General features: G+C 37.1%; 12 protein-coding genes. 7 read left to right on the top strand and 5 right to left on the bottom strand.

Annotated elements, in window-relative coordinates; all coding sequences use genetic code 11:
- Position 1: 1 nt before the first annotated feature.
- The 5 genes from DEU40_RS04455 to DEU40_RS04480 form a co-directional block, all read right to left on the bottom strand.
- Complete coding sequence (locus tag DEU40_RS04455; protein WP_110008718.1) at positions 2 to 1,138, bottom strand: FIST signal transduction protein; 1,137 nt, start codon at positions 1,136 to 1,138, stop codon at positions 2 to 4.
- Between the two features lie 436 nt (positions 1,139 to 1,574).
- The gene (locus tag DEU40_RS04465; RefSeq protein ID WP_110008720.1) at positions 1,575 to 2,618 is read right to left on the bottom strand and encodes an MlaD family protein; all 1,044 of its coding nucleotides are present in this window, start codon (positions 2,616 to 2,618) and stop codon (positions 1,575 to 1,577) included.
- A gap of 12 nt (positions 2,619 to 2,630) precedes the next feature.
- The gene (locus DEU40_RS04470) at positions 2,631 to 3,410 is read right to left on the bottom strand and encodes an ABC transporter ATP-binding protein (RefSeq protein WP_110008721.1); all 780 of its coding nucleotides are present in this window, start codon (positions 3,408 to 3,410) and stop codon (positions 2,631 to 2,633) included.
- Positions 3,410 to 4,174, bottom strand: coding sequence for an MlaE family ABC transporter permease (locus DEU40_RS04475; protein WP_110008722.1), 765 nt, complete (start codon positions 4,172 to 4,174; stop codon positions 3,410 to 3,412). The genes DEU40_RS04470 and DEU40_RS04475 overlap by 1 nt, the downstream gene beginning before the upstream one ends.
- A 38-nt stretch (positions 4,175 to 4,212) precedes the next feature.
- Positions 4,213 to 4,875, bottom strand: coding sequence for a BON domain-containing protein (locus tag DEU40_RS04480; RefSeq protein ID WP_110008723.1), 663 nt, complete (start codon positions 4,873 to 4,875; stop codon positions 4,213 to 4,215).
- Positions 4,876 to 5,124: 249 nt separating this feature from the next.
- Here DEU40_RS04480 and DEU40_RS04485 point away from each other — a divergent pair, with 249 nt between their 5' ends.
- From DEU40_RS04485 to DEU40_RS04515, 7 genes are all read left to right on the top strand, one after another.
- Positions 5,125 to 6,489 carry a L,D-transpeptidase family protein gene (locus DEU40_RS04485; protein WP_110008902.1) on the top strand — a complete coding sequence of 455 codons (1,365 nt, stop codon included), beginning with the start codon at positions 5,125 to 5,127 and terminating at the stop codon, positions 6,487 to 6,489.
- An 11-nt stretch (positions 6,490 to 6,500) separates the two neighbouring features.
- Positions 6,501 to 7,376: a universal stress protein gene (locus DEU40_RS04490; RefSeq protein WP_110008724.1), complete on the top strand. Its 876-nt coding sequence runs from the start codon at positions 6,501 to 6,503 to the stop codon at positions 7,374 to 7,376.
- 119 nt (positions 7,377 to 7,495) lie between these two features.
- Entirely contained in the window at positions 7,496 to 8,683 is a 1,188-nt protein-coding gene (locus DEU40_RS04495; RefSeq protein ID WP_110008725.1) for a PAS domain-containing sensor histidine kinase, read from the top strand.
- 11 nt (positions 8,684 to 8,694) lie between these two features.
- Complete coding sequence (locus tag DEU40_RS04500; protein WP_110008726.1) at positions 8,695 to 9,747, top strand: response regulator; 1,053 nt, start codon at positions 8,695 to 8,697, stop codon at positions 9,745 to 9,747.
- 81 nt (positions 9,748 to 9,828) lie between these two features.
- Complete coding sequence (locus DEU40_RS04505) at positions 9,829 to 10,200, top strand: hypothetical protein (protein ID WP_110008727.1); 372 nt, start codon at positions 9,829 to 9,831, stop codon at positions 10,198 to 10,200.
- Between the two features lie 69 nt (positions 10,201 to 10,269).
- On the top strand, positions 10,270 to 10,686 hold the full coding sequence (locus DEU40_RS04510; protein ID WP_110008728.1) for an Hsp20/alpha crystallin family protein: 417 nt from the start codon (positions 10,270 to 10,272) through the stop codon (positions 10,684 to 10,686).
- Positions 10,687 to 10,697: 11 nt separating this feature from the next.
- The gene (locus DEU40_RS04515) at positions 10,698 to 12,077 is read left to right on the top strand and encodes an MBL fold metallo-hydrolase RNA specificity domain-containing protein (RefSeq protein ID WP_110008729.1); all 1,380 of its coding nucleotides are present in this window, start codon (positions 10,698 to 10,700) and stop codon (positions 12,075 to 12,077) included.
- The last annotated feature ends 233 nt before the right edge of the window (positions 12,078 to 12,310 follow it).

Below are 12,310 nucleotides of genomic sequence, written 5' to 3' on the forward strand. Positions count from 1 at the left end.
GCTATTCAATTTCATTCACTGTGGTAATGGTAATGGTTTGATTGTGCAGAGCACAGTTGCCAAACGGGCTTAAAGGAGATAATTCTCCATATGAATAAAATCCGGTCAGTACCGTATCTGATTTGAAAACATCCCGAACAATATCTGCTTCTTCATACACTCTGTCACCCAGTACGATCTTTCTTCCCACGCAGCTGATAATGATTCCCAGTTTAATGTTATGTTGGGTCATCCGGAGGCATTCATTTGCTGCGTCATTTGCTGCATCAATAAGCCTGTCCATATTGGCTTTCATAAACCTTACTTTGCTTCCTTCCGGTAAATCTCCCGCAAAAATCATTGTGTCATCTTTAATGGACAGAATCGTTCTTACTACTGATGACGGATCTTTGGATAGCTTAAGCGATAATGGAAAAAGCAGGGCAGAGCCGGGAAGCTCTTCAGCATATTTTCCCAGATATTTTTTATAGAGATCCAGTGCGTTTTTATTATCAATCTCGTAAAGAAGATTATTTTGTGATTTTGTAACTATCCTTTCAAGTCCAAAGCTTTCCCAGCCTCCGATTGAAGAATGTGATAATTCAAGATGTTCTCCATAAAATCCAACAGCAAGAATTTTATTGGGCTGGGGAACCTGATTGAGCCCAACCACTGTTTTTTCAAATTTATCCCCATCTCCGGCAAGTCCCCCTGAGATCAAAACTTTTTCCGGACGGCTGGCGTTAAGTCCATGTACCAGCTGGCTGCCATTTACCTTGTTGCCATCTGAAAGGATGAATACCCATCTAAGCCCTTCTGAAGGCAGATTTTCAATTAATTTTTTTCCTGCGTCATAGCTGTCTGAAAAATTTTCAATATCAATTTGTGACGTTTTTATGAAAGATGTTGAAAAACTGATTGCGGTTAAAACAACTGTTCCATCATACACTTCATTACAAAAAATTTCTCCTGAGGAAGAGGAGAGGGCGATCTCTGCATTCGGAAACTTTTTCTTTAAAAGAATAAAAAAGTCCTCTTTTTCTATAATATTTCTGGTTCCAAATCCTATGACGAGCTGCACTTCGTGATAGTCAAGCTTTTCTTCATTTCTTTCTGATTTGAAATCTCCGTTTATAAAAAGTAATTTGGCAACTTTCATGTAATTATTGCTGTTTCAAGGTTATTAATCGCTTATAAATAATTGATTTTCCTATTTCTTTTAGATGGCTTTAATCTGTTTAAAGAGTTCACCATCTTGAATGTCAGGTAATCGAAAGTCAGTACAAATTATATCAGGATATTTGTATGGGGTTGAAATGCAGTTTTTTGTATTGCTGAATAGCAGGACTTCGTAATCGGGATTTAGCGGGAGATGATATTTTAACATTTCTCCAAAGAAATTATTATCGTCGGCTATAAATATTTTACACATTTGCGTTGGTTTTAGTTTTAAGTTTACTACTAAAATAAGTAATTTTCATCAACTAATGAATTATTTTATCATAAAGATTGATAAATTTAAATTATAATCGATTATTATTGAATATAGTGTATGAAAGTAGTAGGTGAGTATTTGAATCTATTAAAACAGGCTCTCACTTATTCCTAGTCTTTTTTTTGAAATATCCTCTCAATAAAAAGTTGTTTCGGGCCGCAGCCTCTAATTCCCTGAGTTCATCAACCCCTTTACCGATATTATTGATGGTAGAATCTACAGACCTTCCCAATCTTGGATTATCAACCAATTTGGAAACTACATTTTCGTCATTGTTGATCTTTGTAGTGAATTTTTTCAGATCCTCAGAAGATTTCTCCAGATTTGTCAATGTTTTTTCCAGTGAGGCCGCTAAAGTATCATTTGTCGTTATTTGAGAAAGTATATTGTTCTTATCATTGAGTTTCGCAGCGAAAAGGCTGATCTGTCCTGCACTGTTTTTTAAATCAAGAATACTGCTTTCCATATTATCGCTCAGACTTTTATCAGCAAATACCCTGTAGATAATTCCATCCTTATTGTGGAGAACAGGAGTGAATGAAGCGAAATCATTCATGCTTGTCTGAAGATTCTGTACCGTTTTGTCTATACGGTTCGCAAAATCCTTACTGGTCATTATTTTTACCAGTAAACCGTCCTTATTGTTCATCTTGGCTGTGAAATCAACCAGTCCGGTGGTAACGGTCCGGATATTGTCTGCGCTTTTCTTAATGCTGAAAAGGACATCTTCAATTTCCGTGCTTTTGTATGAAGCAATTACAGTATTATTACCAACTACATTGGCAGAACCTGTTCCCGGAGAAATAACAAGTACTTTATCACCAACCAATCCGTCTGAAGCGATGCTTGCAACCGCATCTGTCTTAATATACTGCTGAACATCTTTTTTGATGCTCATTTTTACCATAACCAGTGAATCAGAAATAAAATCTATTTTACTGACAGTTCCGATATTGATCCCGGAAAGGCGTACATTGCTGCCTTGTTTTAATCCGCTTACATTTTCGAATTCTGAACGCAGAATAAAGTTAGAACCAAATATATTTCTTTTAAGGCCAATAAAATAGATGGTCAATATAAAGAGGATGATCCCTGCGATAACAAAGATTCCTAATTTCAGATTATTTGATGATTCGTTTTTCATGACTTCCTCCGTTTATTTTTCAAAAAATGATTTTATCCAGCTGTCCATATTGCTTTCAATAGATTGATAGGTTCCTTCCATATTGACCTTTCCATCTTTCAGTACAATAACCCGGTCACTGGTATACTTTGCACATAATAAATCATGGGTGATAATGATAGAAGTTGTATTGAACTTCTGCTTAATGCTGCGTATCAGTTCTATAATTTCTTTGGCAGTAATCGTATCCAGCCCTCCGGTTGGTTCGTCATAGATCATTATTTCAGGCTTGATGATCAGAGCTCTTGCGAGGCCTATTCTTTTGCGCATTCCTCCTGAAAGTTCCGATGGCATTTTGTCGATGGCTTCTTCAAGGCCAACATTGCTTAGCGCTTCTGTAATGGCTTGATATATTGTTTCTTCACTCAGATTTTTATTATGATGCTGTAAGGTGAATGCTAAATTTTGTCTCACCGTCATAGAATCATATAAAGCTCCGCTTTGAAACAGAAAACCAATTTTTTTCCTCACCTTGTTAAGCTCTTCTTCATTAAGGCTGGTTATTGCTTTTCCGCCAATATAGATTTCTCCTTCATCAATTTTGGTAAGACCTACAAGGCATTTTACCGTAACGGACTTTCCTGAACCTGATCTTCCTAATATCACCAGATTTTCTCCTTTTTTAACCTGAAAGCTGATCCCGTCCAATACCTTATTATTGCCATAAGATTTGCATACATTCTTAAACTCGATTAGCGGTCCGTTAATCTGAGGTAAGGTAAATTCAGCGTTAAGGTTTTCATATGTTTTCATTACAATTCAAAAAATAAATCCGCGATCTGTACTGCGAGCAAATCAATAATAAAAATCATCAGGGAAGCTGAAACTACGGCTGTGTTGGCAGCTTTTCCTACACTTTTTGTTCCTCCTTCAGCACTAAAACCATGATAACAGCCGATAATTCCGATAAAAAAACCGAAAAAAAATGTTTTCAGGGTTGCCGGAAGAAGATCGGCAAATTCCAGTGACTCAAAAACATGGGAAAAATAGTGACTGATACTATTATCTCCGTGAATATTGATTCCTATAAAACCTCCCAGAATTCCCACCAGATCGGCAAAAATTACCAGGACAGGGATCATTAATGTTGTGGCAAGAGTTCTTGTTACAACAAGATAACGGTAAGGATTAATGGCAGAAACCTCCATAGCATCAATCTGTTCGGTAACCTTCATAGACCCAAGCTCGGCACCTATTCCGGATGAAACTCTTCCTGCACAGATCAGAGCGGTAATAACCGGAGCAATTTCTCTTATTAATGAAAGGGAAACCATACCCGGTATCCAGGATTCAGCCCCAAATCTGGACATTGCCGGACGTGACTGAATGGTAAGTACCAGCCCCATGATAAAAGCAGTTACGGTTACCAGAGGTAATGACTGATATCCCACAACAAAACATTGTCTGGTAAACTCTTTATATTCAAAACCGGATTTCACCATTTCTCTGAAAAACCGGGCAGAAAAGGAGGCAATATTGCCTGCAAGAGCAAAGCTTTTTGTAAGAAAAGATTTCACAATATTCTGTTTAATTTCGGATAAGCGGAACCGTTTACTTATACATTGTATTCATAATCGACTTCCAGTTTGTTTTTTAAATGTTTAATACCAGGAGTTTTCCAGGCAATCCGGCCTGCTTCTTCCTTTTGCTGCCATGAATGGACAGTTCCTGTCAGGGTTACTGTTGTACCAGTTACAGAGACCGTTATTTCTCTTTCATCAACAGCACTTCTTTTCAATGCTTCTTCTACTTTATTTTTACTGACCGTATCATCAGTATCGGGATTGATGGTGATATTATTAAAGATACCTTTTATTCCGGGGAGGAATTGTATTGCATTTTCAGTAATCTCTCTCTGATAATCCCAGGGAAGCTCACCATCCAGATCTACCCATCCGTTTTCTACCTTAACCTTTATCTTATCCTGAGGAATAATAACATTGGAAGCAAAAGCACTGATGATTTCAGCACCAATTTCAGCATCCGTTTTTACCTTTGAATCCGGAAGTTTTACCTGGATGTTTTCGACCAGTACCCTTACTCCGGCTACATTTCTGGCTGCATTTTCTGCCTGTTTCTTTTTCGAAAAGCTATCAACAGTTCCGGTTAAAGATACAACCCCATCTGCTGCCGTAACTCCTATTTCTGCAGGGTGGAGCAGAGGTTCCCACTTGATGGCATCCTGTACATCTTGCTGTAATTGTTCGTTTGTTTTCATCTGTAGTCAATTTTATACTTCAAAGTTCAGGAAGACTTACAGGTAAAGGAATGATGGCAGTCATTCTGAAAAATGATGTTGATCATATGACGGTTGTGTATATAGTTTTTAAGTTGATTTATCAAAACAGATGATTGCTGTATTCATATAAGAAAAATAGAGTACAGGATTATGTCATTTTTTTATGTGATAAGGGTCATTATTCATCAGGCAATGAATTTGGAACTTTACATTCATAAATTAAGGATTATGAAGACTTTATTGAATTGGATAACTGTTATTTTCAGTATTACATTTTTCCACGGACAAGATATAAGTGCTGCCAATCAAATAGCAATTGTACTCCGTGATAAAGCTGAACTTACGGAACTGCACTTTCCAAAATCTGTAAACCAGTTTTATCATCAACACGGGTTTGAATATGTCTGGATGAATCCCTCTGTAAAGAAGAGCCTGCTTCAGGATGCCATTCTTTTATTGAAAGATACCGGTAAAAGGGGACTATCTTCCAAAGATTACCATGAGCAGAGTCTTACCCCGGAAATTTTAAATATTGTTGCAGAGCAAACTCAATATACAGATACCAAAGAAAATGCTGTAACTGATATTTTAATGACAGATGCTCTTATTACTTATATCAATTACCTGCACTTTGGAAAATACAATCCTTTTTACAGTTCGTCTTTTATTGATGGTAATAATATAGAAGGTTTTAAGGCAGTAGAGATATTGCATCAGGCATTACAGAAAGATGATTTACAAAAAACAGTTCTGGATGTTCAGCCTGAAATTAAGGAATACGTTAATTTTCAGAATTATCTGAATGTGAATTATGGCGATGGTGTTAAAAGCCGGGAAGAAGAATTTAAAAAGATTGCTATCAATATGGAGCGTTTGCGCTGGATGGACGCAAGCAGAGATACTTATCTGTTGGTGAATATTCCTGCTTATTCCCTGGATTTCGTTCAGAAAGACAGGATACTCCATTATAAGGTGATTGTAGGAAAACCCTCTACGCCAAGTCCTGTTTTAAAGAGTACCGTTGATTATTTTACAACTGCTCCTGACTGGAAAGTTCCTCAAAATATATTCATAAAAGAAATGCTTCCTAAAATAGTAAAAAACAGCCGGTATCTCGAAGATCATCATTATTCACTGTATGACAGATCAGGAAAAGCAATACCTGCTACTTCTTCAAATTTGAAACAAATATATAAAAACCCGTATCAATACAGTATAAGGCAGTCTTCCGGCTGTGATAATGCGCTTGGAGCTGTCGTTTTCAGATTTTCAAACTCCTATGGGGTATACCTTCATGATACCTCTCAGAAACAATTATTTGAAAAGACGCAGCGGGCCTTAAGCCATGGATGCATCCGTGTAGAAAATGCAGGAGACCTGGCTGCCCAGCTGCTGAAATATGATGGAGCTGAAAAAGAGATCCCGCTTATGAAATCTTTTATGGATCGTTATGAAAGAAAAGATTTTGTTTTAAAACATCCGGTTCCTATCATGATTGCTTACCTTACCTGCCTTATCAAAAACGGAAAGCTGGTATTCTATAATGATATTTATAATCTTGATCCTATCCTGGAACGTAAACTTCAATTTTAATAACTAAAATAATGAGAACAATTGTAGTACCCACCGATTTTTCAGAGCCCGCCAGAGCTGCCGCAGAATATGCTCTTCACCTGGCACATACATTAAAAAGTAATATAGAACTGTGTCATGCCTTCCATATACCTGTTGAAGAGCCCATGCTCGGACAGACCGCATGGACTTTATATGAATATCCTGTACTAAAGAAAGAATATGAGGATGAATTGAAGAAAGAGGTAAAAAGTATTGAATATAAAGAAAAGCATTTGTGGGGAGAGGATTCTTTTCCTTTTCATCCTTCCATCTATTATACATGCGAAACAGGAGATCCCATACGGCTGATCAACGATACAGCGGCTAGAAACAGAACATTACTGGTGGTAATGGGAATGAAAGGAGCAAGCAATCTTGCACGGTTTCTTCTGGGGAGCAACAGTATCAAAATGATTGAGCATACTGAATATCCATTACTTCTCATACCGGCAGGATATCAATATCAGGACCTGAAAAAGATTGCATTTGCCACAGATTTGAATATACAGGATATAAAAATATCACATGCGCTGATCAAATTTGCGAAGTATTTCAATGCTGAACTGCTTATAACCCATATCACAGACACCGCTGTTGATCTTATAGATAATACATCCTATCAGCAGAAGAAAGATACTTTTTTTAGAGATCTTGAAGGAAAAATCTGTTATAACTATATTGAAAGCGAGAGCATTGATGCAGGACTGAACATTTTAAAAGAGAAAAGCATTGATATGCTGGTGATGGGTCATCAGCAAAAAAGCTTTATAAGCAGGCTTATTACCGGTAGTCATGCAGCCAGACAAGCTCACGATTTACAGATTCCTTTATTGATTATTCCGGAAGGAGGGCACATCTATTTTTAGATTCCAAAATATTGATAAAAATAATAATTAAAAAATATTTATTTGTTAACATATTACAGTGTTTCATAGAAAATTGATTTAAAATACTTATCTTTAATAAGGGTAAGTATTTATTTTTTATGGAAAGCGCCAGACTCTTACAAGCAATTATAGAAGCAGCAATAGACGGAATTATTACTATTGACAGTCAGGGTAAGATTGAAAATTTGAATCCCTCTGCGTTAAAGATATTTGGGTATAGAGAAGAAGAGTTAATTGGTAAAAATATTTCTGTGTTAATGCCGGAACCCGATCACAGCAGACATGATGGGTATCTTCTGCGCTATCAGCAGACAGGAGAGAAAAAAATAATTGGTAAAGGCAGAGAAGTAAAAGGGCTTAGGAAAGATGGTACCCAGTTTCCATTCAGACTTGCTGTAAGCGAAGTCCAGCTCCAGGACAGGGTTATTTATACCGGGTTTATTCACGACCTCTCTAAAGAGAAAGAAGCTGAGGAATTTCTTAAAAAATACACCGAGGAACTTGAAGACCTGGTTGAAAAGAGAACAAAATCTCTTCAGGAGATGCTAAGTGCTTTGGAAAAAGCAAAAGAAGAAGCGAATCTTTCCCTTGAAAAAGAAAAGGAGCTTAACCGGATGAAAAGCCGTTTTGTATCTATGGCTTCGCATGAATTCCGTACCCCTTTAAGCTCTATGCAGCTTTCTGTCGTTCTAATTGAAAAATACCTTCAGCTTGCTGATCATTCTCAAATCCTGAAACATCTTCATAAAATAAAAAATGCAATTGCTGGTCTCAACGGGATTCTTAATGATTTTCTTTCCCTGGAAAAACTGGAAGCGGGTATGGTAACCCCAACTTATAATGAGTTTGATATTATAAATTTCTCAGAAGAACTTGTGGAAGAAATGCAGCTGATTACCAAAGACAATCAAATTATAATTTATCAGCATACCGGAGTAGAAAATCTTGTCAGTCTGGATCAGAATTTATTAAGAAACTGCCTCATGAATCTGATCAGTAATGCTATAAAGTATTCCGGGGAAAATACACTTATTGAGTTTTGTACGGAAATAAATAAAGAATATTACCTGATGACGGTAAAAGACAATGGAATAGGGATTCCTGAAGATGATCATGCAGGGCTCTTCCAGCCTTTTTTCAGGGCTCATAACATTGGTAATATTCCGGGAACCGGTCTGGGACTAAATATTGTTCTCCGGTATGTTAATCTGATGAACGGGAATATAGATTTTAATAGCGAGCCTGGTAAAGGAACTCAGTTTACGTTGTCTTTTACAAGGAAATAAGTTCATTATGTATGGAAAAAACAAAAATATTGATCATTGAGGATCATGATGACATCCGGGAAAGCACATCCGAAATTCTGATGTTGGCCGGCTATGAGGTTTTGCAGGCAAAAAATGGCAGACAGGGAGTGGAGCTGGCCATCAGATATATCCCTGACATCATATTGTGTGATATTATGATGCCTGAGCTCGATGGGTATGGAGTATTATATCTTTTAAGCAAAAGAGAAGAAACTTCACTGATCCCCTTTGTCTTTATTACAGCTAAAGCGGACAGGGCAGAAATACGCAGGGGAATAGAAATGGGGGCGGATGATTATCTGACAAAGCCGTTTGATGATATTGAACTTTTAAATGCTATTGAGAGCAGGCTTAAGAAAAGAGAGCATCAGAAAAAGTCTTATAGCACCAATTGTGATCAGATGAATCATTTGTTCCGATCTGTAAGTGGTCTTGAAGAACTGAAAAAATCTTTTGATGTCCGCAAAATCAAAACTCTCAAAAAGAAACAGATTATATACACTGAAGGTGATACGGCAAATGCTGTGTACCTCATACTTTCCGGGTCGGTAAAAACTACAAAAATGACAGAGGAGGGAAAGGAGCTGATGACATGTGTATATTACCCTGACGAATATTTTGGAATTACCTCATTGTTTACAGGAAGAGAGTATAAAGAAACGGCCGAAGTACTTGAAGATGCTGCTTTATGTTCTATTCCCAGAGAAGAGCTGGATCAGCTGGTCTGTAAATATCCTGATGTGGCAGAAAAGTTTATTAAAATTCTTGCACAAAATGTGGTCAATCATGAACAGCAGCTTTTACATCTCGCTTATTTTTCAGTAAGAAAAAGAATGGCAGAAATTCTCAGCAGATTATATCAGGTGCATTCGGAGACGGGAAACTTTGAAATTTCCAGGGAGAATCTCGCTTCTATGGCCGGTATGGCTATCGAGACAGTAAGCAGGATTCTCGGAGACTTTAAAGAAGAAGGTCTTATTGATAGAAATGCTGGAAGGATTACAATTTTGGACATTACCCGATTACAGAAGATGAAAAATTAAAATACAGATCATCTTTAATAATGATTTTGCACACGGCTGGCTTTTTTATTCTTCAATACATTTGATGAATGAACAGAAGCTATGAAAGTGATCGCATATAATATAAGTCAGATTGACAAACAATTTCTTGCTTTAGCCAATCATAAAAGACATAAAATTACCATCATCAGCGTTCCGTTGGATGAGGCAACTGCATATTTTGCACAGGCAAAGGATGTTGTTATCATTACTGGTGATGACTGTTCTGTTTCGCCCTCTATTTTTAAAATTCTTATTTCATTAGGAGTCAGATATATTATAGCATGGCTTAACGACCCTTTAAAAGATGATGTGGCCGGAATACGGAATGACAGTTTACGATGGACATCTGTCAGAAATGCAGATCCGTCCGGTGCCTGGGAAGTTATCAATATTATCAATAGGTGGCAGAAGGATGATGACGATCACAATTAAGTACAATAACTGTCACGGTTTCTGAATACGTCTTATGGTACCTTTGATATCTAATCAAAAACGGTTATTATGAAAACTTTAGCCCAAAAACAATCTGCAGTAAAACTATTAACAGAAGAGTTCTGGAGTAAAAACGAAATTGTTAACCAGCCTGCTAAAATAGAACATTCAGTCAATATCATTGATAAAAACGGGAATTATAAGATACAGGTTAATGCTCCCGGCTTTAAGAAAGATGATTTTAAGATCAAGATAGAAAACGGCGTTTTGAATATTCAGGCTTATACATCAGATAAAAAAGAAGAAATTAAAAAAAATTACGTAAGAAAAGAATTTTTAACCTCTTCTCTTGCAAGAAGTTTCAGGCTTCCGGAAGGTATTGATGTCAGTAATATCAAAGCCCGCTATAAAAATGGCCGGCTGTACATTAAAATGGGTAAAGCCAATACCGTAAAACAAATGAATAAAAAAGTAAAAGTCCAGTAAATGATATCAAAATGAAAACGATTACTTTAAAATCACTTGGCGGTGCAGAAACAGTTACCGGATCGAAGCATTTATTAAAAACGCCTGAATTAACTATTCTAATTGATTGCGGCTTGTTTCAGGGTGTAAAATACCTTAGAGAGCAAAACTGGATGCAGCTGGATACCGATGTTTCGGAAATAGACGCTATTATTCTTACCCATGCTCACCTTGATCATTGCGGATATATTCCGCTTATCGTAAAGAATGGGTTTAAAGGTAAAATTTACATGAGCGGTCCTACTAAGGAACTTACAAAACTGATATTACTAGACAGCGCCAAACTTCAGGAAGAAGATGCCGAAAAAGCCAACCGCCATCATTATACAAGACATCATCCGGCAAAACCTCTGTATACGGTAAATGACGCTGAAAGATCTTTTAAGCAGTTCTTTGTGATTGATGAAAATGAGGAAATTAAGCTAAGCGAACATATAAGCTGTATGTTTAAGCCGTGCGGGCATATTATAGGAGCCTGTTCGGTGAGAATTACCTGCTTTGGGAAAATAATAGTTTTTTCCGGAGATATAGGAAGAAATCACAGTGCAGTTTTGGCTCCTCCCGATTTTTTTACACAGGCTGATTTTTTGGTTATGGAATCAACTTACGGAGACAGGCTCCACGAAAATAAAGATTTATCTGATCAGTTGGAATATTGGATTAATAAGACTGTAAAAGACCGGGGAAATATAATTATTCCCTGTTTTGCAGTCGGGCGGGCACAGGAAATCATTTATATCCTTCAGGAACTTAAAGACAGGAATAAAATCCCGGGCAGTATTCCGGTGGTGCTGGATAGTCCTATGGCAGCTGCCGCTACCGAAATTATGGTAAGGTATTCAGATTATACATTAGTCGGGAGACAGCAATGGAATGACATTATTGAAAAGATTTACATAACAAAGGATTATACTGAAACCCAGGAAATAATTGCAGAAAAACAATCAAAAATTGTTATTGCAGGAAGTGGTATGATTACAGGCGGAAGAGTGCTGGAATACCTGAAACACTATATCGGCGACAGCAGAAATACAGTGCTGATCGTTGGATTTCAGGCTGAAGGTACCAGGGGCCGGGCATTGTTAAATCAATCTCATGAACTTAAAATGCACGGAAAATACTATGAGGTCAGAGCCCAAATTGCAGAAATTACAGGGTTATCCGCGCATGCAGATCAGTCTGAATTATTGGAATGGATCAGAAAATATAAAATTCCTCCAAAGCAGGTCATGCTTGTCCATGGTGAGCTGTCTGCATTGGAAGCCCTGAGGGTAAAAATCCAGACGGAGCTTCAGGTTCCGGTTAAGATTCTTAAAAAAGATGAAGAAAGTATTTTAGAACAAGTGGAATAGGAATTTGTTATTTTAAATGATAAACTGCATTGCCACAGAAGCGGCGGCCATAAAAACAAAAGTGCTTTTAAATTCTCCCATAATACTTTCACTTGCTGATTCTTAAAGATATGAAAAAAATCTGTCGAATCTGAAGAAAAGGCAGAGGTTTGCCGCGTACACCAATACCGAACCTGATAAAAAATATTACGGTGAAATCCTTTTGATAAGCAAAACAATCAGTAAATTTAGTA

Origin of the sequence: Chryseobacterium sp. AG844, assembly GCF_003182335.1 — a bacterium.
Classification (GTDB): Bacteria; Bacteroidota; Bacteroidia; order Flavobacteriales; family Weeksellaceae; genus Chryseobacterium; species Chryseobacterium cupriresistens.

What these genes read in the sequence shown, in the direction of transcription:
- DEU40_RS04465 (WP_110008720.1), bottom strand. Translation starts at nt 2,618, where the DNA reads ATGAAAAACGAATCATCAAATAATCTGAAATTAGGAATCTTTGTTATC.
- DEU40_RS04515 (WP_110008729.1), top strand. Translation starts at nt 10,698, where the DNA reads ATGAAAACGATTACTTTAAAATCACTTGGCGGTGCAGAAACAGTTACC.
- DEU40_RS04470 (WP_110008721.1), bottom strand. Translation starts at nt 3,410, where the DNA reads ATGAAAACATATGAAAACCTTAACGCTGAATTTACCTTACCTCAGATT.
- DEU40_RS04490 (WP_110008724.1), top strand. Translation starts at nt 6,501, where the DNA reads ATGAGAACAATTGTAGTACCCACCGATTTTTCAGAGCCCGCCAGAGCT.
- DEU40_RS04500 (WP_110008726.1), top strand. Translation starts at nt 8,695, where the DNA reads ATGGAAAAAACAAAAATATTGATCATTGAGGATCATGATGACATCCGG.
- DEU40_RS04505 (WP_110008727.1), top strand. Translation starts at nt 9,829, where the DNA reads ATGAAAGTGATCGCATATAATATAAGTCAGATTGACAAACAATTTCTT.
- DEU40_RS04485 (WP_110008902.1), top strand. Translation starts at nt 5,125, where the DNA reads ATGAAGACTTTATTGAATTGGATAACTGTTATTTTCAGTATTACATTT.
- DEU40_RS04510 (WP_110008728.1), top strand. Translation starts at nt 10,270, where the DNA reads ATGAAAACTTTAGCCCAAAAACAATCTGCAGTAAAACTATTAACAGAA.
- DEU40_RS04480 (WP_110008723.1), bottom strand. Translation starts at nt 4,875, where the DNA reads ATGAAAACAAACGAACAATTACAGCAAGATGTACAGGATGCCATCAAG.
- DEU40_RS04495 (WP_110008725.1), top strand. Translation starts at nt 7,496, where the DNA reads ATGGAAAGCGCCAGACTCTTACAAGCAATTATAGAAGCAGCAATAGAC.
- DEU40_RS04455 (WP_110008718.1), bottom strand. Translation starts at nt 1,138, where the DNA reads ATGAAAGTTGCCAAATTACTTTTTATAAACGGAGATTTCAAATCAGAA.